The following is a 20,207-nucleotide window of genomic DNA, read 5'->3' on the forward strand; positions in this document are numbered from 1 at the left end:
GCGCCGAGTCGGTGCGGGCGGCGCTGCGGACGGGCGTCGCGGCGGCGTTCGGCACCGGTCCGCGCGAGCAGCAGCTCAGAACGATCCTGTCGAAGCGGTACCTGGAGCCGGGCGCCACGTCGACGGCGACCGCGCGCTCGCTGGCGATGAGCAAGGCCACCTACTTCCGGCGACTCGCCGAGGCGGTCCGGCGGCTCACCGAGCACCTCGCTGCGACCAGATGAGAGCGGTCTGAGACAGCCACTCACTCCACGCCGGGTCCGGGTCTCTATAGCGTCCTTTCTGTAAGCGCATACACACGGATTTCATGAGGAGTGGGCAATGGCACGATTCGGCATTCGGGCACTGGCGACGACTGCGGCGGCCGTACTGGCCGCCGTCGGACTGAGCGGCACGGCGCAGGCCGCACCGGCACCGTCCGGGAAGGACGTCGGCACGCTGGCCACCTGGTCCTGCAACGGGATCCCGGCCGGGTACGTGTCCCTGCAGATCGACCCGTACCGGTGCGGCGGCACCTACCCGGGGCACCTGGTCGCCGCTCCCGAGAGCGGTCAGTGGATCTGCGGCTGGAACGGCGAGGCGCTGACCGGATACGTCATCGACCAGACGAACCCGAGTTCGGGCCAGTGCCACTTCAACACCGCCTGGCACATCGTCAAGGTCTGAGACGGCCCGTGCCGAACGGGCCGGACTGCGCGGCCCGTTCGGCACGACGGGACCGGCCGGCCGTCGTGGTCAGGGCTTCGCAACTGGACGGACCGGGCTGCGCGGGCAGTCCCGCGAATGAACCTGCTTGCGCCCGTTCTTCGTCACCCGGCGAGGGATGGGAATGCCGAGCGTGACGCGGCTGCCAGCAAGGCCGGCAGGTCGGATGACGGTCGGCACAACTGGAAGTCGGACCGGCTGTCGGCGCGACAGTCCGGAGCTCACTCCTCCCAGACCGGCACGAGCGGCAGGCCTCGGGCAGCACGCTCGTGGTCGACGACGCGTTGGATCAGCTCCGTCTTGCGCTTGGTGTACGCGAGTCCGTCGTCTTCCTCGGAGGCGGCCCGCCGCTTCAACTCACCGTATTCCGCGGCCACTTGCGGATGCGATCGCAGATGGTCACGGAACAGCCGCTCGTTACGCGTGTCCCAGGTGTCGGCGGTGACGATGTGCAGGTGGTGGCTGCGCCGCCCGTCGGCGTCGCTCCGGTGGTAGAAGAACCGCTCGGGCATCCCGGTCTCCTGCAGCCGGTAGCCCAGCTGTTCCAGCGCGGTCACCCTGTCGGCGGTGACATCGTCCAGCGTGGCCACCGACGCCATCAGGTCGATCACCGGCTTGGCGGCCAGACCCGGCACAGAGGTGCTGCCCATGTGTTCGACGTCCAGGAAGAGGCCGGGCAACGCGTCGGTCAGCTCCGCGCCGGCCTGCGCGCCGTGTCTGCCCCAGGACGGGTCGTACTCCACTACGTCAACGGCCATCCGCGCATTCTACGGTCGGCCAACAGCCGCTGGTCAGGGTGGAGATGACCGCGCAGACGGCCGGCGTGCACGTGGCGGAATCCAGCTCAGTCCCGGCGCCGGGCCAGGACCAGGCGGCAGCGGGGGCTGCCGTCCGGCAGGCGGCCGAGAAGGTCGTCCAGGGCGACGGTGGTGACCGTGAAGCCCGCGCCGACCAGGTCGCGGCGCACTTCGGCGAGGCCGAACCTCCGGTAGTACATGACGAAACGGGGGTGCCAAAGCGCGTTGCGAACCCGCATCGCGGTGTCGAACCCCCACAGCGTCCAGTACTGGAGCGAACCGACGCGGGGTGGAGCGGTGATGGGGAAGGCGAAGAGACCGCCGGGGCGCAGTGCGGCGTGGACCTGCGCGAACAGCGTGGGCCGCTCATGCGGCAAGAAGTGGCCGAACGCGCCGAAGCTGACCGCCAGATCGAACGCATCGCGGGCCCGTCCTCCACAGCCGCATCCGCCACGACCCCTGCTGGGAGGAACAGGCCGCGCGGAGGCAGGCGAGTCTGCCCCAGCCGTTCCTGACGAGCCGGTGGCCACTGCCGGACCTGCTGGGCCACGGCCTCAAGCGGACCCTGACCGGACACACCGGCCGGGTCACGTGCGTGGCCGTCGCTCGTGACGGCACCTGGCTCGCGAGCACGAGCTGGGACAACACCGTCCGGCTGTGGGACGCCCACACCGGACAGCAGACCCGCACCTTGACGGGGCACACCAACATCGTCACGGGGATCGCCGTCGCCCCCGACGACAGCTGGATCGCCACCACGAGCTGGGACCACACCGTGCGGCTGTGGGACACCGCCACGGGCGAGGAGATGCGGACCCTCACGGGCCACACCGACATCGTCACCGGGGTGTCCATCGCGCCGGGCGGCACCTGGCTCGCCACCACCGGCGACGACAACGCGGTGCGGCTGTGGAACGTCCGTACGGGCCGCAACTTCCGCACTCTGACCGGGCACACGGACGTCGTCACGGGGGTGGCCGTCTCACCGGACGGCAGCTGGATCGCCACCACCGGCGCGGACCGCACCGTCCGCCTGTGGAACGCCGGTTCCGGCCGCTACCAGCGCACGCTGACGGGCCACAGCGGCCGGGTCACGGGGGTGGCCATCTCGCAGGACGGCAACTGGATCGCCACGACCGGTGAGGACCGCATCGTGCAGATCTGGGACGCCGTTTCAGGGCGCTACCAGCGCACGCTGACGGGCCACACGGACCGGGTCACCGCTCTGGCGTTCACGCCCACCGGTACGCAGTTGGCCACCACCGGCGAGGACCACACCGCGCGGCTGTGGGACGTCCGCTCCGGTCAGGAGCTGCGGACCTTCACCGGGCACACGGACGTCGTGACCGGCGTGGCCGTCGCACCCGAGGGCGGCTGGCTCGCGACCACCAGCGCGGACCGCACCGTCCGCCTGTGGAACGTGGGTCTGAGCCGCCGGAGTCAGACACTCACCAGGTACAACCGCAGGGTCACCTGCGTCGACGTCGCACCGGACGGCACCTGGCTCGCAACGGCCGGCGAGGACCGTACCGCGCAGCTGTGGAACGCCGAGACCGGAAGTCACCTCCGCACCCTCACCGGCCACACCGACAGGGTCACCGCACTGGCAGTGGCACCGGACGGCAGCCGGCTCGCCACCGCGGGCTCCGACTGCACCGTGCGCCTGTGGAACACGGAGACCGGCGCGCAGGTCCGTACCCTCACCGGGCACACCAACAGGGTCACCAGTGTGGTCTTCGCCCCTGACGGCACATGGCTGGCAACGGCCGGCGTCGACCGCACGGTTCAGCTGTGGAACACCGAGACGGGCAGTCACATGCGCACCCTCACCGGCCATCCCCGTACGGTGACCGATCTGGCCGTCGCACCCGACGGCACCTGGCTCGCCACCGCCTGCCGGGACCAGACCGTGCGGCTCTGGGACGTCGCAGGCGGACGGCACCTGCGCACGTTCACCGGCCACACCGACAGGGTCACCGGGCTCGCCGTCGCACCCGACGGCACCTGGCTGGCCAGCGCGAGCCCCGACCGCACCGCACGGCTGTGGGATGCACGGACCGGGCAGGAGATCCATGTGCTCGACGCGCACACCGACCGGATCACCGGCCTGGCCGTCTCGCCCGACAACGCCCTTCTGGCGACCGCCGGCTGGGATCACACGGTGCGTCTGTGGGACACCGGCAGCGGAGAATGCGCGGCGATGATGCGGTCGGACGACGACCTCGGATGCTGCGCCTGGTCACCGGCGGGTGACGCTCTCGCGGTGGCCGGCAAGCGAGGCGTCTACTTCTTCGACGTCCGCAGGTAGAGCCCGGCCGGTCCGCCCGGCGGGGCAGAGGGGATCACCCGTCCGAAGCCGGGCCGGCCGCCTCCCCGGACACCCTGTTGTGGAAGCGGAATACGCGCCGCTCGCGCTCGGTGACGGTGCGCATGATCTGCTCGCGCAGCGGGGTGCGTGTCGCCCGCCGGTACATCACCGAACCGAACAGGTCCGTGCCGATGATGTCGTGCACGGCGAGGAAGTCGGGACCGGCCCCTTCGAGGCGGCGGTAGCGACGGGTGCGCCACCAGCCGGGCAGGCTGTGCAGCAGGCCGATGTGCTCACCGAGATACCAGTCGTGGAAGGAATCCTCGTCGGTGGTGCTCATCCCCACGCACAAGGTGACCGCGGGCTCCTTCGGCGCGTCGCCGTGCGCGTCGAGCAGTTCGTAGAGGCGCCGGTCCAAGGTCGCGAGAGAGTCGACCACGCGCTGCTCGCGCGGGCTGCGCTCACGCAGCCGGGCGTACTCGGGGCTCGACAGTGCGTCCAGCGTCAGGTCGTAGCAGGCCATCCAGGAGGGCGTGAGCCCGTCGTCCGCGCGATGGCGGAAGCCGTTGTGGATGCCGGGGACGGTGAGGCGGGCCGGTGCGTGCTCCGTGTCGTACCAGTCGTGGAACTCGGCCTCCTCCACGGCACCGGGCTCCGACAGTACGTACAGCAGGCCCTCCGTCATGGGGGATTCCTCTCTCGTGCCTGGGGCTGGGGTAGCGTTCGTGGCGGTTCAGGGATGATCGACGGGCAGCAGCAGGGGGAGGCACGGCGAGTGTCACGGAGCGATCCCGACGTCATCGACTCGGTCGAAAAGGCCTTCCGTGTACTGGAGTCCTTCTCGGCCGACCGTCCGCGCATGTCGGTGACCGAAGCCGCCGAGACGGCCGGGCTCTCTCGTGCTACAGCGCGCCGGATACTGCTGACGTTCCAGCGGCTGGGTTTCGCCGAGACCGACGGTCGCAGCTTCGGGCTCACACCGCGAGTCCTGCGCTTCGGATTCGGCTATCTCTCCGCGCTGCCGTACTGGGAGACGGCGCAGTCCCGGATGCGGGCCCTCGCGGACGAACTGCGCGAGTCGTGTTCCATGGCGACGCTGGACGGCTCGGAGATCGTGTACGTGGCGCGGGTCCCCGCCGCACGCAGCATGTCGATCACGTTGAGCATCGGTTCGCGGCTGCCGGCGTACGCGACGTCCATGGGACGGGTGCTGCTGGCCGCTCTCCCCGCGCAGGAGCTGGACGCCCTGCTTCCGGACCTGCCGCTCGAGCCGCTGACGCAGAACACGATCACCGACGCGGGCCTGCTGCGCGAGGAGCTCGCCCGCGTGAAGCAGCAGGGCTTCGCCGTGGTGGACGGTGAGCGCGAGGAGGGCGTGCGTTCCGCGGCGGCGCCGGTGCGGGGCCGGGGCGGCCGGGTGCTGGCGGCGGTCAACGTCTCCGCCAACGCCGCACGCGTCCCGTTGGAGGAACTGCGCGGCGTCTTCGTTCCCCGCGTGGTGGAGACGGCGGACGCGATCACGGCGGACATCGGCTACACGGGCCTGCACTGATCCGTCGCCGTCCGGCGGAATCAGGGCGCGGCCTCCGCGAAGCCGAAGCAGCGGGCAGGGTTGTCGACGAGGAGCCGCCTGCGGTCCTCCTCCCTGGGCGCGATCTCCGGCAGCAGGTCGGTCAGGTCACCGTCGTCCGGCATGAATCCGTGGGTGTTGGGGTGCGGGAAGTCGGTTCCCCACACCACTCGTTCCGGGGCGTCGGAGACGAGGAGACGGGCGAGGGCCACCGAGTCGTCCATGCTCGGCGGTGAGGTGGCGAGCCGGTCCGCGCCGCTGACCTTGACCCAGACGTCGCCCGTCTGAAGCAGTCGCCGCAGCGCGCTCACCGCACGGCTGTCCAGGCCCTGTGCGAGGTCCACGCGCGCCATGTGGTCGATCACGACCGGCAGAGGGATGGACCGGGCCAGGTCCTCGTGGTCCGCGATGCCCTCGCCGTGCACGTGCAGGGCGATGTGCCAGCCGTGGGGACGGACGAGTTCGACGACGGCGCGGATCTCCTCGGCGGACGGGGCGCTGCCCAGGTGCGGGGTGAAGTGCAGCCGGGCACCGCGCACTCCGGCGTCGTGCAGGCGCCGGACCTCCTCCGCCGTGGTGGCGGGGGTGACGATGGCGACGCCCCTGTAGCGGTCCGGTCCGTCGGCGAGCGCGTCGAGGAGTGCGGAGTGGTCGGTGCCGTGGCAGGCGGACTGGACGATCACCGCGCGCTGCAGGCCCATTTGCCGGTGCAGGGCCTGAAGGCGTTCCTTCGGCGCTTCCGGCGGGGTGAAGGTGCGCTCCGGTGCGTACGGGAAGGACGCGGTGGGCCCGAAGATGTGGCAGTGCGCGTCGCAGGCGCCCTGGGGGAGGGTGGTCCGGGGCGTACGGGGGTGGGGAACCGGTGGGGGACAGCTCGCGGGTTCGGTCACGAAATCCTCCATGTGGTGGGCGGACGGCAGGGGTTCGGTTCGTTCAGTCGCAGCGGGCCGTCATGCCGCCGTCCACGACGATCTCGGTCCCGGTGACGAAACGGGCCTCGTCGGAGGCGAGGAAGAGCGCCGCGTACGCCGTGTCCCTGCCGTCGCCCATGAAGCCGAGCGGGATGCGGGCTTCGCGCCGGGCGAGAAGGGCGGCGGTGTCGCCGCCCGCACGCTGCCCCGCGAGTCTCGCCTCGACCATCGGTGTGTGCAACTGCCCCGGTACGACGGTGTTCACGCGGATGCGGTCGGCGGCGTGCTGCACGGCGGCCACGCGCGAGAACTGGATGACGCCCGCCTTCGCCGAGGCGTAGCCGATCTGTGCCGACCCGGTCCATCGCAGGCCGGAGGTCGAGGCGGTGTTGACGATTGATCCCCCGCCCCGCTCCCGCATGGCCGGGATGGTGTGGCGGCAGGTGAGGTACACGCTGGTGAGGTTGTAGTCGAGCTGCGCCCGCCAGTCGGTCTCGTCGAGCTCGGCCGGGCCTCCGGGATGTGAACCGCCGACGTTGTTGACGAGGATGTCGGGGCCGCCGAGCTCGCTGCGGCAGCCCTCGACCATGGCGGAGACGGATGCCGAATCGGTGACGTCGCACAGCTGCGTGTGCACCCGGCCTCCTTCTTCGCGCACGAGAGCGGCGGTGGCCTCCAGAGCCTCCTCGTCGAGGTCCACGGCGAGGACGTGGGCGCCCTCCCTCGCGAACAGCACTGCCGCCGCGCGCCCGTTGCCCCAGCCGGGGCCGACGCTCCCCGCGCCCGTCACGATCGCGACCTTGCCGGCGAGGCGGCCCGTACGGGCACCCGCTCCAGGGCCCGGCGACTCTGCCGCCGTCATGCGTCGGCCTCCTGCGCACCGCCGTGCCCTTCGGTGCCGACTTCGAGCGCGACGAGGAAGCGGGACACGAGGTTGTACGTGCCGACTGTCGCCGTCAGCTCGACGATCTGACGGTCGTCGAAGTGCGCGCGCAGCGCCTTGAAGACCGAGTCGGGCACCGTCACCTGGCGGGTCATCGCGTCGGTGTAGTCCAGGACGGCCCGCTGAACAGGGCTGAGCGACGAGGCGTCACCGCCCTCTCGCAGCGCTGCGAGCTGCGTGTCGGTGAGTCCCGCGGACCGGCCGACGGGCTCGTGGGCGAGCCATTCGTAGGCCGCGCCGTTGAGTTCGGCGACGCGGAGGATCACCCCTTCCCTGATGTCGGCCGGGAGCGTGGTCTGTTCGCGTATGGCACCCAGCAGGCTGTTCCAGCCGTCCGCGACGGGGGAGCTGTGCAGCAGCATGCCGTCCAGAGGCGTCAGGTCTCCGCCCCTGCGCAGGCGGATGCGCTCCGCGACCTCGCTGCTGTGGCGGACGTAGTCGAGCCGGGCCATCGAATTCCTCTCGTGCTGTGCGGTTGAAGGGACGTCTGAAGGGCGGCTGTGTCCCGGGCCGGTGCGGTCAGGTCGCCGGTGTGGTCCCGGTCGCCGTCTCCGATGCGGCCGTGCCGTCGGTGCTCGTCGCGGCGGGAACGCGCGCCTCGGTTCCGGGCTCGGCGTGGGCACCGGCGGCGGCTTCCGGTTCTCGTGCCAGCACGGCGCGCGCTCGGTCCCTGTCGAAGACGCCTTCCCAGCGGCTGACGACGATGCTGCCGAGTATCTGGCCGGTCAGGCTGACCAGTCCGCGGATGGTGGACATGAAGCGGTCGATCCCGAGGACGAGCATGATCCCGGCCACCGGTACGGCCGCCGTGGTCGAGAGCGTGGCGGCGAGTATGACGAAGCCCGCGCCGGCGACTCCCGCACTGCCCTTGGAGGTGATCATGAAGACGGCGAGCAGGCCGAGTTGCTGCCAGAAGGACATGTGCACGTCGAAGGCCTGCGCGATGTAGAGCGCGGCGAAGCCGAGGTAGAGGCAGACACCGTCACCGTTGAAGGCGTAGCCGGACGGCACGGTCAGCCCCACGATGCGCTTGGGGCAACCCAGGTCGACCAGCTTGGTCATCAACTGGGGCATCACGGCCTCGTAGTTGGCGGTGCCCAGGGTGATGAGCAGCTCCGACTTGAAGTGGCGGTAGAGCCGCAGGACGCGGATGCCGCACAGCCGGGCGACGACGCCCAGGACGACGACGGAGAAGAAGAGGCCCGTGCCGAGGAAGAGCAGCACGACGCCGAGCAGGCTGATCAGCGTGTCGGTGCCGAACTCCCCAACGGTGTAGGCCATGGCGCCGAACGCACCCAGCGGCGCGAGGTACATCACGAGCCGGACGATGCCGAAGACGACCTCCCCGACCCTCTCGATCCCGCGCACCAGCGGGGCTCCGCGCTCTTTGAGCATCTTGACGGCCACGGCGAACAGCACGGAGATCAGAAGTACTTGGAGCACGTTCCCCTCGACGAACGCGCCGACCATGCTGTCGGGGATGACCTGGACCAGGAAGTCGTACCAGTGCTGGGCTTCGCCCTGATGGACGTACTCGCGGGCGGCGCCGGTCACTTCGATCTTCGACGGGTCGGCGTTCACGCCGGCGCCCGGGTCGGCCACGTTCATGACGACGAGCCCGATGACCAGCGCGACGGTGGTCAGGACCTCGAAGTAGACGAGCGCCTTCACACCGATCCGTCCGACGCTGGTGAGTTCACCCGCCGACGCGACACCGGTGACGATGGTGCAGAAGATCACGGGGCCGATCAGCATCTGGATCAGCGAGATGAAGCCGGTGCCCACCGGTTCCAGGGAGGCACCGGCGTCGGGAGCGGCCAGGCCCAGGGACGCGCCGAGCACGATCGCCACGAGCACCGTGACGTAGAGCTTGCTGGTGAAGGCGCTTTTCAGGATCGCTCCCGGCGACATCATCGTCTCCGCTCGTTCGACTGACGCACACTTGCGCGCACTGCGAACGCAGTATTGGGGTCTCCCGGTTCACGGGTCAAGGACTGGAACGAGCTTGAAATGTCTCGCAGCGGGACGATCGATCCGGGGAGCACCCGTGGCGCGCAGCGCGCGGGCACCTCGGCCGCAACTGCCGGGGCACCGCCGGGAACGCACGCGAGGCGGGGGCGAAGCGGGTCGGCGAGACCGCCGGAGGATGGCGACGAGCGGCGGAACGACCGCAGCCATGCACCGGGTTGGGCCCCGGACACACCAGAGCGGTTCGAGGCTCCCCCCTCATGCCTCGAACCGCCCGGCAACGGTTCAACGCGCGAAGAACCGCCTACTCCAGGTTAGTTGACCCTGCGTCGATGTCCAGTGACTGTGACGACAATATCGACTTACCTCTGTGGAGATATTCGCCATTGCGCGAGCGCAGGTGCCGACCCGGCCGTGTGAAGAAGCGGAGGTGTTTCAGCCACCGCCCCGCGGGCCAAACCTCCTCCATGGCCCATGAACGTCCCGTGGTCAAGCGCACCGCCCGCGCCATCCTGCTCGACGGCGACGGCCCCTACGATCCGGCACGATCCGCAGGCCGCCCTGCGGAACCCCCTCACCTCATCCTCATCAAGCGCACCAAACCGGACAGCGCGCCCTACTGGATCACTCCCGGAGGCGGCGTCGAACCCGATGTGGACTCCACCGTCGTCGACGCCCTCCATCGCGAGGTCGACGAGGAACTGGGAGCGAAGGTGACCGACGTCGTGCCCGCCTTCGTCGATACGGTCCCCCACACAACGGACAGCGGTGAAGCGGGCGTGAAGGTGCAGCACTTCTTCGTCTGCCGCCTCGCGTCGATGGACCTCTCCCGCAGGCACGGCCCCGAAGTGGACGAGCCCTGCGGCGAGTACGAGTTCGTCCGGGTGCCCTTCACCCGGGAAGGCATCGCCTCGGTCGAGGTCGTTCCCCCCGCGCTGCGCACCTACCTCGACGCGAACATCGAGGGCGTGCAGGCACTGCTCGCCCCCGACCTCGGGTGAATTCCTCCGGCCCGGGCTCCCCGGGCCGGAGGTCAGGTCATTTCAGCCGAACCAGCCCTGGAACGAGCCTCGTTCGCTCATCGCGCCCCTGCGCTGCGCTTCCGCCAGCGCTCGTTCGGCCTCCTGGCGCCACTCCGCGGGGTCGGTACCGCCCCCGGGCAGCGCCGAGGAGAACGCGCTGCGGGCCGCCAGCGCACCGGAAGCACCTTCGGCCGCGCCCGAGTTGGAGGGTCCCGGCCAGACCGGGTCCGCCGTGTACGCGGGGTCGGTCAGCGGGCTCGAGGCGCCCTGGCCGCTCGAAGCGCCCTGGCCGAGGGAGATGGAAGGCATCTGCGGAGGCGGGGGCATGTCGGGGATCTGCCAGACCGAGTTCCGGTCCGTTCCCTCGTCCGGCTTGCCGGCCTCGTCCGCCGTACGGGCCGAGGCGGGAGTGAAGAAGGAGGACACACCGGTGGACGCCGGAGCCGGCTCCTCGTGCGCCTCTTCCCTTGCGTAGCCGGGCAGTTCGTCGTACACGGATGAATCGGCACTCGCCGCTTCGGCCACGGCCGGCTCCGCCTGCGCGGACGGCACGTGCTCGCGGGCGGGCCCCTCGCTCACCTCGGCCGTCTCGCGCTCACGGGACTCGCGGGCCGCGCCGAAGAAGTCACCGCCCTTGCGCTTGTAGTCGTCGGTGCCCCAGTCGCGGGCGGTCCGCTTGGGCGCCCTCTGCAACTGCGGTATGTGCTTGGCGCAGTGGATGTAGGCCTCCTCGACCTCCACCTGCACCCACACCAGTGCCCGCCTGCCCGGTACGGGGTCATGGGGCAGATGCGGGTGGCTCTCCCGCATCTCCGCGTCCTCCACGATCGTGGCGCGGCCGTTGACATGCAGCCCGATCCGCGCCCGCGTGAAGTCGATGAGCATGATCCCCAGGTGCGGGTTCTCCTCGATGTTCCCGAGGCTGGCGTGCACGCCGTTGCCCCGGTACTCGGGGTAGGTCAGGGTGCGTTCGTCGAGTACCTGGAGGAACCCGGGCGGCCCCGCCCGGAAACTGCTGTCGCACTCGCCGCGGCCGTCGGCAGTCGCGAGAAAGAACATCTCCTGGCGCTGCACGAACTCGCGCATGCGCTCGTTGAGATGATCGAGTACCTGCTCGTCGTAGAAGCGCTCCGCGCGCTCGGCCGTCCCCAGCCGGCGCTGCAGCCGCCGCTCCCCGTCACTGCCGGGCCTGTCCGAGCCGTCCGCGCGACCGCCCTGCCCGGCGTCGCCCGAGGGGGCCGTACGGTCGTGGCGGTCCGGCCACCGGGTCGCCGTCGTGTCGTGCTCGTGCTGCGCACGAGCGTTCTGGCCATCCCGTGGATGTGCCGCATCAGCCTCTGCCACGCCGCTGACCCCTTCCCCTTCCTCTTCTTCTGCCTGTCGTTCTGTTGTCGCTGATCGTGCTGCTGCTCGTGCCGGTGTGCTTCGTCTGCTCGCCGTGCTCGTGGTGCCTACTGCTTGAACTTCTCGTTGCGGCCGTTCGCGTGTGCGCTGCTCCGGCCTCTAGTCGCCGCTCGCCATCAGCTCGGCCACCGCGTCGTGCCGTATGCGGTGGGCGGGGACCCCCGAGTCCACCAGGGCGTCGACACCGTTGCGGATCATGCCTGGCGGGCCCGACAGGTAGCCGTCGTAGCGAGACCAAGGACCGTACCGTCTTACGGCGTCCGGGAGTTGACCGGCGAACGCATTCGGTGAAGCGGGGGCGGGCCCGTCGGCGACCACCGGCCGCACAGCGAGCCAGCCGTGCTGCTGCTCGAGGCGCAGCATGGTCTCCAGGTCGTAGAGGTCGTGGTCGCTGCGCGCACCGTAGAAGACCTCCATGGGCCGTCTCCTCCCGTGCTGGGCGACGTCCTCGACCAGTGCCTTGATGGGGGCGATGCCGGTTCCGCCGCCCACGCAGAGCAGTCCGCTGTCGGTGGCGTGGTCGACGGTCATGCTGCCCGCGGGCGGTCCGAGCCGGACCACGTCCCCGGGACGGGCGCGGTTGACGAGCGCACTGGAGACCCAGCCGGTGGGGACGGCCTTCACGTGGAAGGTGAGCAGACCGTCGGAACGCGGCGAGGACGCGAACGAGTAGTGCCGCCACACCCTCGGCCACCAGGGCGTCTCGACGCTGGTGTACTGGCCGGCCAGAAACGGGTACGGCTGGTCCGGACGCAGCGTGATCACCGCGATCTGCGGCGTCCGGAGCTCGTGCGAGACGATCTGGGCGTTCCACCAGGGCGGGGAGTGCTGCTCGTCCTCGGCGGCGGCATCGATCATGGTCTGCGAGATCAGCGTGTACGCGCGCACCCACGCCTCTTCGGTCTCGTCGTTCCACGACTCGGGCGCGTACTGGGAGAGGGCGCCGAGCAGGCACTCGCCGACCGCGGGGTAGTGCTCGGGGGCGGTGCCGTACTTGCGGTGCCCGCGGCCCAGACCGGACAGGTAGCGGGTCAGCACGTCGGGGTCGTCGGCGAGCCGGACAGCGGTGAGCAGCGCCCTGAAGAGCCGGTCGCGCTGGGTGTCCATGGATGCCGGGAAGAGCTCGCGCAACTGCGGGTGCTGCACGAACAGAAGCGCGTAGAAGTATGCGGTGGCCGCGTCCGCGTAGGGCTCGACCTCTTCCATCGTGCGGCGTATCAGCATCCCGTCGCGGGACTCGCCGTCCGTGGACGACGGCACATCCGCGGCGACGGACTCATCGAACAGGGGGCCGTGCGGCGGGCGTTGAGCCTCTGCCGCCGGCCGCGCCGTGTTCTGCTGCCGGTTCTGCGACTGGTGCTGTGACGGGTAATGAGACTGGCTCTGCGCCGCCTGGCTCGGGCCTTGGTACCGGCCCTGGTTCTGTGCCTGGTTGGGTGCCTGGCCCTGCGGTTGCCCGGCGAAGTGCGGGGACGGGGCGGGGTGTTCACGTGCGGCCTCGTGGCCGGTCCCGGCGCCCTGCCGGGGCTGCTGCGGCCGCTCGGGCCGATTCGCCTGCGTGGGCGCCTCGGCCTGGCGGGTGCGGGACGCACTGCTGCCGACCGGACGTATCGCGCCGCCTTGGCGGCGCGGCGCCTGCCGGTGCTCCCCGGCCTCTTCACCCGGGTATGCCTGCTCTTCGTCGGTTTCCTGGTCGGACTGCGGCGCGGGGGGCGTGAACCAGCCCCAGTCCCCGCCGTCTCTTCCGCCGTCGCCTCTTCCGCCGTCTCCCGCGGACGGACCGTTGCCGGCCGATGTGGTCGTCATGGTCTGCCTCGCCTCGAACTCTTACGGACAATCTGCGCAGTCACGCATTCGGTACGTTCTGGTGATTCGACCCCCGGACACCGGTTGCGGATTGAATTGCGGTACCGCACGATGCGGACCCGACCATACCGGCCTCACTTCGTCGCACAAGTCCCGTCGACAGGCAGGGGCGAATTACGTGACGCGCGCCACTGAGCCGTAATTACCGACCCGTGCCGACAAGTCCGTAAGCTTCACGAAGATCACTCCCCCGGTAGTCGAGCGAGGCCAGGCCCTCCAGATGGCGGTCCGCATTCACTGCCACGGACAGCGGCACGGCCCCGAAGAGCTCCGCATCCGACATCGAGTCCCCATAGGCGACGCAATCACTCCTCGATACGCCGAATTTCGCGCAGAGTTCGTCCGCTATACGCACCTTTGCCGCCGCTGAGAGAATGCCGTCCGGATCCAGCGGCTCACGGAACGGAACTGCGGGCCATCGCGAACCATGGGTGGCGTCGGCACCCCTTCCGCTCCGGCCTCCCGGTGAGGGGGGCGCCGCCAGGAGCAGCCTCCCGACGAAGAAGTCGGGGGAGAGCGAGATGACGGCGCAGTGGTCGCCCCGCTCCCTGATCGCCTCCCACACCTCGCCGATGCCGGTCAGCCAGGGCGCTCCGGCGAACGCCGCGTCGACGTGCTCCTCCGTCAACTCCGACCACAGCGCGCACGCCCGGCTCGCGAAGTCCGGAGGGGTCATTCCACCTGCGGCGAAGGCGAGTTCGAGTGCGTGGATCTCCTCGTCCAGACCGAGCTGCCGGGAGATCTCCACCGCCGCGGACGAACCGTGGATCAACGTCCCGTCGAGATCGAACAAGTGCAGCCGCCGGGGGCGTCCGGACGGAGGGGGTGGAGGCGGGGCAGGCGGAAGCGGCGAGGAAGGAGCCATGCGTTCGATCGTAGGACGCCGGCACCGCCCGAAGCTTTCGCCGGGCGTCCTACTCGCGTCCGAGTACACGGGGATACTCCCCCTGTAAGACGCGGCAGAGGGTGCCGAACAGCGACCGTACGGAACATGCCACAGCTACCGCAGCTTCCGCGCCCCGCCCGCAGAGCCGTCCTCGTCGTCCACGTCACCGTCTCCGTCGGCTGGCTCGGCATCTCCCTGTGCCTGCTGGCACTCGCCATCGCCGGAGCACGCGATCCCGACGCCTTCGCCGAGCCCGCCTACCTCTCCATGAAGCTCTTCGCGGACTGGCTGCTGCTTCCCGTCGCGCTGCTCTCTCTCGGTACGGGGCTCGTGCTCTCACTGGGTACGGCGTGGGGACTGGCCCGGTACCGGTGGGTGTACGCCAAGTTCTGGCTGACGCTTGCCGCGACGGGACTCACCGTCTTCTCCTTCAAACCGGGCGCCACCCGGGCGGCGGCGATGGTGGCGGCGGGTGAGACCGTGCCGAGCACCGACCTCCTCTTCCCGCCGGCCGTCTCCCTTGCCCTCTACGCCTTCCTCACCGCGATCTCGGTCCTCAAGCCCTGGGGACAGACGCGCCGCGGGCGCCGGCTGCGCGCGGCCCGTACGGCCAAGGCCAGGGGAACGAGCAGGGGCGGGTTCACGAACAACGGCGACAAAGCCCGTAATTCGGTGGCCGCGGACCGGTCCCGTCAGCCAGCCTGAGCTCCGTGACCTCACCGCACCGGGCTGCCGACCGCTCCCGCTCCACGAGTTCCGAGCTTCTCGACCTTCCCGTCCGCCGCCTCACCGTCGAAGACCTCGCGGCATGTTCCGATCTCGCGGAGAGCCGGGGCTGGAGCCGCGAGGAACACAAATGGCGGCTGCTGCTCACGGCCGGACAGGGGTACGGCGTCGACGCCCCGGACCGTCCCGGCGCCCTCATCGGCGCCTTCGTGCTCACTTCGTACGCCTCGCTTCCCGGGCCGGGCGCATCCGGAAGCGCGGCGGGGTACACCGCGATCAGCATGGTGCTCGTGGCGGAGCGGTGCGCGCGGCAGGGCCTCGGGCGCCGGATGATGGTGCACGCCATCGCCGAATCGGGGGACGCGGTCCCCTTCCTCACCGCCACCGAGAACGGGCGTCCGCTCTACGAGCAGCTCGGCTTCACATCCGTCGGCCGCCTCACCATGCTCACCGGGCACTTCTCCGCCGCCGGTCCTGAGGGTCCGCCGAGCCCGACGGGCGCCGCCGAGGCCGTCGAGCACACCCCGCGCGTGCGCGCAGCGAACGCCTCCGACATGCAGGCCGTACGGGCCTTCGACGCCCCCGCGTTCGGCGCGGACCGCACCGAACTGCTCGCCCGGCTCCCGGCCTTCGCCGACCGCTTCGTCGTGGCCGAAGCCTCGGACGGCTCCCTGACCGGCTTCGCCGCCTCCTGGCCCAACACCCGCAACACCGTCGTCGGGCCCGTCGTCGCCGAGGACCTGCGCACCGCCCAGGCCCTCATCGCCGACCTCGGCCGTCACGCGCCGGGCGAGATCCGCTTCGACGTCGACGCCCGCCACGAGGAGTTGGAGACGTGGCTGCGCGCGCACGGTCTCAACGGCGAATTCGGCTGCACGCTCATGGTCCGCACCGCCCCGGACCTTCCCGGCCGGCCCGCCCGCCGCTTCGCTCCCTACTCCGTCGCGCTCGGCTGAACGCGGTGCACGTGCGGCTTCGCGCCTCCTGACGCGACGACGCCGCGCAGACGGCGGGACATGGCCGCCGTACCGTCGCGCCTTTCGAGCAGTGCCGAGGTCACCGCCAGGATCAGCGCCGCGCCCGCGAGCCCGGCGCCCACCAGGTTCGGTGAGGTGGGGCCGCCGCCCGCGTCCAGGACGAGGCCGCCGAGCCAGGCGGCGAGCGCGTTGCCCAGGTTGAAGGCCCCGATGTTGACGGCGGAGGCGAGTGTGGGGGCGTCGCCCGTCTGATCGAGGACACGCTTCTGCAGCGGAGGAACGGTCGCGAAGCCGAAGGCCCCGACCAGCGGCAGCGTCACCGCGGCGGCCACCTTGTCCTGTGCCGTGAAGACGAACAGCGCCAGCACCACGGCGAGAGCGCTCAGCGCGGTGAACAGCAGCGGCATCAGCGCCCGGTCCGCGAACCGTCCGCCGACGAGGTTGCCCGCCACCATGCCCAGCCCGAACAGCACGAGGAGCCACGTCACCGAGGAGCCGGCATACCCGGCGGCGTCGGTCATCATCGGCGCGATGTAGGTGATGGCGGCGAAGACACCGCCGAAGCCGAGAACCGTCATCGCCATCGCGAGCAGCACCTGCACGTTGCGGAAGGCGGCCAGCTCGCCGCGGATGCGGGAACGGCCCGTCCTCACGGTGGACTCCGCCGCCGGTTCTCCCGGTACGAGCGCCGCGATGCCGAGGAGCCCGAGCACGCCGAGCCCGGCGACGGCGGCGAAGGTGACGCGCCATCCCAGTTCCTGGCCGAGCAGGGTGCCGGCCGGTACGCCCACGACGTTGGCGACCGTCAGCCCTGTGAACATCATCGAGATGGCCGCCGCCTTCCGGTGCGGTGCCACCAGGCCGGCCGCGACGATCGATCCGATGCCGAAGAAGGCTCCGTGGCTGAGCGAGGCGATGACACGGCCCGCGAGCATCACGCCGAAGACGGGAGCCGCCGCGGACACCAGGTTCCCGGCGATGAACAGGCCCATCAGCAGACTCAGCATCCGCTTGCGGGGGACGCGCGTGCCCAGCACCGCGAGCAGCGGAGCGCCGACGACGACTCCCAGGGCGTAGCCGGTGGTGAGGTACCCGGCTGTGGGGACGGAGACCCCGAAGTCGGCGGCGACCTCGGGCAGCAACCCCATGATCACGAACTCCGTCGTCCCGATCCCGAAGGCGCCGACGGCCAGCGCCAGTAGTGCGAGCGGCATGGTGAGCCCTTCACTTTTGCATGCGTACGTCATTAACCGGCGTAGACAATAATTGCAGACGCGCTATAGATGCAAACGCGGGCTATTTCGCTGGTGGACTATCCTGGGCTCGGCCGGGCACCGGCGGGCGGCCCCGGCGCACTCACCGCATCCCGCCGGCCACGACAGAGAGAGGGAGCACAGGAGCCATGTCACGACCGGACCCCGGACTGGCCCAGGGCTGGTGCTCGCTCTCGGCGCTGCACGGCCGCATCGAGGCCCACATCGAACGCGCCCTCCAGGCGGAACACGAGCTGAGCGTCCGGGAGTTCTCCGTCCTCGACGTCCTCAGCGAACAACACGAGGGCGAGGGCGGCCACTTCCGCATGAACCAGCTCGCGGACGCCGTAGTGCTCAGCCAGAGCGCCACCACACGGCTCGTCAACCGCCTTGAGGAGCGGGGGCTGCTCACCCGGTACCTCTGCAAGGACGACCGCCGCGGCATCTACACCAACGTCACCGACGCGGGCCACTCCTTGCTGGACGCCGCCCGCCCGACGAACGACGCGGCCCTGAGTGAGGCACTCGACGCGGCGGAGGCCCGCCCCGAACTGGCGCCCCTCGTCAAGGCGGTCCGCGCGCTGCAACCGGTCAGCTGAAACCCGTCTTCATCCCGGCACAACCACACGCTTGCGCACTTTCAGAGCGAGTCCAACCTCTGGCCAAAACCGGGGCGTAAGCTGCGATCATGAGTACCGGGACTCCCTCACCCCCACCGTCACCCTCGTCGCCGGCACCCGCACCGGTCACGATGCGCCGCGCCACGGCCGACGACGTACCGGCCCTCGTATCGATGCTCGCGGACGACCACCTCGGCAGCCGGCGGGAGAGTCCGGAAGCCCCGGAGGCGTACCGCCCGGCATTCGACCGCATCGACGCGGACAGCAACCAGCACCTCATGGTCGCCGAGCGCGACGGCCGTACGGTCGGCACCCTCCAGCTCACCGTGATCCCGGGCCTCTCCAGGCGGGGGGCGACGCGGGCCCTCATCGAGGCCGTCCGCGTCCACGCGGAATCCCGCGGCAGCGGCCTGGGCAGCCAGCTGATCGAGTGGGCGATCGCCGAGGCCCGCCGCCAGGGCTGCGTCCTGATCCAGCTCACCTCCGACGCCACCCGCATCGAAGCGCACCGCTTCTACGAGCGCCTCGGCTTCGAGGCCTCGCATCTGGGCTTCAAGATGCAGCTGTGAGCACAGGCCTCGTGCGCCCGCACCTTTCTTGACGGCCGTCCACCGCGCCCTGCTCGACGCCTGGGACAACGGCGCGAAGCTGCACGTGCTGAAGGACCTGCCCGTCGTGACCCGCCGTCCACCGCCCGTGACCGAAGTCCCGCCCCCCGCTGGTGACTTCAGTCCTTGCACGCAGCACGTATGGCGGACGCAAAAGACGCTTGTGCGCCCTGGGCCGGATTGCCACCCTCCCAGGGTGACCGACCGACGCAGGCACATCAGTACGAACGCCGAGGACGCGGAATGGGACGGCGCGTATTACCGCGTCCGGTCCCAGGAGCTGGAGATGTACTTCCTCCCCGGCCCCGAGGAGCCGCTGGACGAGGTCTGCAACGTCGACGTCGAGGTCCACCTGACGGACGGTTCGCGCTGGAGCGCGACCCTGTTCACGGTCACCGAGGTCAAACGGCTGATGAGCAACTGGTCGCGTACCGGGGAGGCCCTGGGCGGACGGTACTTCTGGTGCTCGGACGGGCTGATCGTCAACAAGCCGGGGATACGGTCCATGGCCGAGGTCATCATGGGCCTGTTCGACTCGGGGGAGTTCCGCCAGGTGTTCGGGCGGCTGGAGAACCCGGCCTGACGTCCTGAAGGCTCGCACCGGGGGAGCCGGTCGCGGCCGGGGGAGCGTCGAAAGTCAGCCATCGGGCAAGTGACACGGGCAGCTCGCCCACGCTCCACCTTCCCTGTTCAACTTCCCTGTGCCGTACCGGTGTCGGGGAGCTCGACCTCTCCGGAGCCGACGTCCTCCCCGCAGGAGGTGCACACGATTCCCGCGTCCAGCTGTCCGCCGCAGCTGTGGGTGAAGACCGTCGCGCTCACGGGGGCGTCCTCCACCCACCGCATGCCCCAGCGCATGAGGCCCAGCATGGCCGGGGCGAGTTCCAGGCCGGCCTGTGTCAGGTGGTACTCGTCGCGCGGCGGACGCTCGGAGTAGCGCACGCGCCGGAGCACGCCGCCGTCGACGAGAGTGCGCAGCCGCGTGGCCAGTACGTCCCGGGGTGCGCCGGTGTTGCGGACGATGCCGTCGAAGCGGTGCACGCCGTAGAACACCTCGCGCAGCGCCAGCAGCGACCACTTCTCACCGATGACGTTCAGCGCCGAAGCCAGCGAGCACTCCCGCGGATTCACCTCTCTCCTCGCCATGGAGGCAATCCAACCCGACCATGGTTGGAAAATCAAACCGTTGTGCTACGGTCCGGTTGCCCTCGTGGGTTGCGAAACCCAACTCACTTATCCGCTGGAGGACTTCATGCACGCCGCAGCACTCGCACTCGTCGCCCTGGTCGCCGTACTTCACGTCGGCTTCCTCATACTCGAGATGTTCCTGTGGCGCAGACCGCGCGGCCGGGAGGTCTTCGGCACCACCCAGGAGTTCGCCGACCAGTCGGCGTCGCTGGCGGCCAACCAGGGCCTCTACAACGGCTTCCTGGCTGCGGGCCTCGTCTGGGGGCTGCTCGCCTCGGACCCGACGGGCCCCCAAGTGAGGGTCTTCTTCCTGTGCTGCGTCGTCGTGGCCGGGATCTACGGCTCCCTCACCGTCGCCCGCCGCATCCTCTACATCCAGGCTCTCCCGGCCGCCGCAGCCCTGGCCCTCGCACTCGCCGCCTGAGGCCCGCGCCGTCCGGTCTGCGGCCCGCACG

22 protein-coding genes and 1 pseudogene are annotated in these 20,207 nt (G+C 70.4%); 11 read left to right on the forward strand and 12 right to left on the reverse strand.

Features of this window, described 5'->3' with window-relative positions; translation table 11 throughout:
- The coding region (locus tag H5J26_RS11445; RefSeq protein WP_181765688.1) for a hypothetical protein at window positions 1-224 on the forward strand (224 nt) is incomplete at its 5' end.
- 97 nt (window positions 225-321) lie between these two features.
- The gene (locus tag H5J26_RS11450) at window positions 322-666 is read left to right on the forward strand and encodes a hypothetical protein (protein ID WP_181765689.1); all 345 of its coding nucleotides are present in this window, start codon (window positions 322-324) and stop codon (window positions 664-666) included.
- Window positions 667-926: 260 nt separating this feature from the next.
- On the opposite strand, the gene H5J26_RS11455 is transcribed toward H5J26_RS11450, so the two are convergent.
- Both H5J26_RS11455 and H5J26_RS11460 read right to left on the reverse strand, forming a co-directional pair.
- Window positions 927-1,463: a GrpB family protein gene (locus tag H5J26_RS11455; RefSeq protein WP_181765690.1), complete on the reverse strand. Its 537-nt coding sequence runs from the start codon at window positions 1,461-1,463 to the stop codon at window positions 927-929.
- An 86-nt stretch (window positions 1,464-1,549) separates the two neighbouring features.
- Window positions 1,550-1,921 (reverse strand): annotated as a pseudogene (locus H5J26_RS11460) (SAM-dependent methyltransferase); the annotation flags it as partial.
- A gap of 146 nt (window positions 1,922-2,067) precedes the next feature.
- Here H5J26_RS11460 and H5J26_RS11465 point away from each other — a divergent pair.
- Complete coding sequence (locus H5J26_RS11465) at window positions 2,068-3,810, forward strand: WD40 repeat domain-containing protein (protein ID WP_235980631.1); 1,743 nt, start codon at window positions 2,068-2,070, stop codon at window positions 3,808-3,810.
- Between the two features lie 34 nt (window positions 3,811-3,844).
- On the opposite strand, the gene H5J26_RS11470 is transcribed toward H5J26_RS11465, so the two are convergent.
- Window positions 3,845-4,495, reverse strand: coding sequence for a hypothetical protein (locus H5J26_RS11470; RefSeq protein WP_181765692.1), 651 nt, complete (start codon window positions 4,493-4,495; stop codon window positions 3,845-3,847).
- Window positions 4,496-4,585: 90 nt separating this feature from the next.
- On the opposite strand from H5J26_RS11470, the gene H5J26_RS11475 reads away from it, so the two are divergent.
- Entirely contained in the window at window positions 4,586-5,362 is a 777-nt protein-coding gene (locus H5J26_RS11475; RefSeq protein WP_181765693.1) for an IclR family transcriptional regulator domain-containing protein, read from the forward strand.
- Between the two features lie 20 nt (window positions 5,363-5,382).
- On the opposite strand, the gene H5J26_RS11480 is transcribed toward H5J26_RS11475, so the two are convergent.
- The 4 genes from H5J26_RS11480 to H5J26_RS11495 all read right to left on the reverse strand — a co-directional run bounded on the left by H5J26_RS11480 (window position 5,383) and on the right by H5J26_RS11495 (window position 9,148).
- Window positions 5,383-6,270 (reverse strand): amidohydrolase family protein, encoded by an 888-nt coding sequence (locus H5J26_RS11480; RefSeq protein ID WP_181765694.1) that lies wholly within the window; start codon window positions 6,268-6,270, stop codon window positions 5,383-5,385.
- Window positions 6,271-6,313: 43 nt separating this feature from the next.
- Window positions 6,314-7,153: an SDR family NAD(P)-dependent oxidoreductase gene (locus tag H5J26_RS11485; protein ID WP_181765695.1), complete on the reverse strand. Its 840-nt coding sequence runs from the start codon at window positions 7,151-7,153 to the stop codon at window positions 6,314-6,316.
- Entirely contained in the window at window positions 7,150-7,686 is a 537-nt protein-coding gene (locus H5J26_RS11490; RefSeq protein WP_181765696.1) for a carboxymuconolactone decarboxylase family protein, read from the reverse strand. The genes H5J26_RS11485 and H5J26_RS11490 overlap by 4 nt, the downstream gene beginning before the upstream one ends.
- Window positions 7,687-7,753: 67 nt before the next feature.
- On the reverse strand, window positions 7,754-9,148 hold the full coding sequence (locus H5J26_RS11495) for a cation:dicarboxylate symporter family transporter (protein ID WP_210771221.1): 1,395 nt from the start codon (window positions 9,146-9,148) through the stop codon (window positions 7,754-7,756).
- A 521-nt stretch (window positions 9,149-9,669) separates the two neighbouring features.
- Here H5J26_RS11495 and H5J26_RS11500 point away from each other — a divergent pair.
- Entirely contained in the window at window positions 9,670-10,203 is a 534-nt protein-coding gene (locus H5J26_RS11500) for an NUDIX domain-containing protein (RefSeq protein WP_181765697.1), read from the forward strand.
- 42 nt (window positions 10,204-10,245) lie between these two features.
- On the opposite strand, the gene H5J26_RS32420 is transcribed toward H5J26_RS11500, so the two are convergent.
- The 3 genes from H5J26_RS32420 to H5J26_RS11515 form a co-directional block, all read right to left on the reverse strand.
- Window positions 10,246-11,568, reverse strand: coding sequence for a pyridoxamine 5'-phosphate oxidase family protein (locus H5J26_RS32420; protein WP_419183780.1), 1,323 nt, complete (start codon window positions 11,566-11,568; stop codon window positions 10,246-10,248).
- A 159-nt stretch (window positions 11,569-11,727) separates the two neighbouring features.
- Window positions 11,728-13,434 carry a globin domain-containing protein gene (locus tag H5J26_RS11510; protein WP_181765698.1) on the reverse strand — a complete coding sequence of 569 codons (1,707 nt, stop codon included), beginning with the start codon at window positions 13,432-13,434 and terminating at the stop codon, window positions 11,728-11,730.
- Between the two features lie 202 nt (window positions 13,435-13,636).
- Window positions 13,637-14,359 carry an HAD family hydrolase gene (locus tag H5J26_RS11515; protein WP_181765699.1) on the reverse strand — a complete coding sequence of 241 codons (723 nt, stop codon included), beginning with the start codon at window positions 14,357-14,359 and terminating at the stop codon, window positions 13,637-13,639.
- Between the two features lie 126 nt (window positions 14,360-14,485).
- On the opposite strand from H5J26_RS11515, the gene H5J26_RS11520 reads away from it, so the two are divergent.
- The gene (locus H5J26_RS11520; RefSeq protein ID WP_235980630.1) at window positions 14,486-15,085 is read left to right on the forward strand and encodes a DUF2269 domain-containing protein; all 600 of its coding nucleotides are present in this window, start codon (window positions 14,486-14,488) and stop codon (window positions 15,083-15,085) included.
- A 5-nt stretch (window positions 15,086-15,090) separates the two neighbouring features.
- Window positions 15,091-16,062: a GNAT family N-acetyltransferase gene (locus H5J26_RS11525; RefSeq protein ID WP_181765700.1), complete on the forward strand. Its 972-nt coding sequence runs from the start codon at window positions 15,091-15,093 to the stop codon at window positions 16,060-16,062.
- On the opposite strand, the gene H5J26_RS11530 is transcribed toward H5J26_RS11525, so the two are convergent.
- Complete coding sequence (locus tag H5J26_RS11530; protein ID WP_181765701.1) at window positions 16,041-17,297, reverse strand: MFS transporter; 1,257 nt, start codon at window positions 17,295-17,297, stop codon at window positions 16,041-16,043. The genes H5J26_RS11525 and H5J26_RS11530 overlap by 22 nt on opposite strands.
- Window positions 17,298-17,485: 188 nt before the next feature.
- Between H5J26_RS11530 and H5J26_RS11535 the strand changes: the two genes are divergently transcribed.
- From H5J26_RS11535 to H5J26_RS11545, 3 genes are all read left to right on the forward strand, one after another.
- Window positions 17,486-17,935 carry a MarR family winged helix-turn-helix transcriptional regulator gene (locus H5J26_RS11535; protein ID WP_181765702.1) on the forward strand — a complete coding sequence of 150 codons (450 nt, stop codon included), beginning with the start codon at window positions 17,486-17,488 and terminating at the stop codon, window positions 17,933-17,935.
- A 152-nt stretch (window positions 17,936-18,087) separates the two neighbouring features.
- Window positions 18,088-18,525 carry a GNAT family N-acetyltransferase gene (locus H5J26_RS11540; RefSeq protein WP_235980633.1) on the forward strand — a complete coding sequence of 146 codons (438 nt, stop codon included), beginning with the start codon at window positions 18,088-18,090 and terminating at the stop codon, window positions 18,523-18,525.
- Window positions 18,526-18,760: 235 nt separating this feature from the next.
- The gene (locus H5J26_RS11545) at window positions 18,761-19,147 is read left to right on the forward strand and encodes a hypothetical protein (protein WP_309237871.1); all 387 of its coding nucleotides are present in this window, start codon (window positions 18,761-18,763) and stop codon (window positions 19,145-19,147) included.
- Window positions 19,148-19,254: 107 nt separating this feature from the next.
- Here H5J26_RS11545 and H5J26_RS11550 read toward each other — a convergent pair whose 3' ends face one another.
- Window positions 19,255-19,710 (reverse strand): winged helix-turn-helix transcriptional regulator, encoded by a 456-nt coding sequence (locus tag H5J26_RS11550; protein WP_181765704.1) that lies wholly within the window; start codon window positions 19,708-19,710, stop codon window positions 19,255-19,257.
- 106 nt (window positions 19,711-19,816) lie between these two features.
- Between H5J26_RS11550 and H5J26_RS11555 the strand changes: the two genes are divergently transcribed.
- Window positions 19,817-20,176 (forward strand): DUF1304 domain-containing protein, encoded by a 360-nt coding sequence (locus H5J26_RS11555; RefSeq protein WP_181765716.1) that lies wholly within the window; start codon window positions 19,817-19,819, stop codon window positions 20,174-20,176.
- The last annotated feature ends 31 nt before the right edge of the window (window positions 20,177-20,207 follow it).

This window comes from Streptomyces albidus (ex Kaewkla and Franco 2022) (assembly GCF_013870515.1).
In the GTDB taxonomy this organism is placed as follows: domain Bacteria; phylum Actinomycetota; class Actinomycetes; order Streptomycetales; family Streptomycetaceae; genus Streptomyces; species Streptomyces albidus.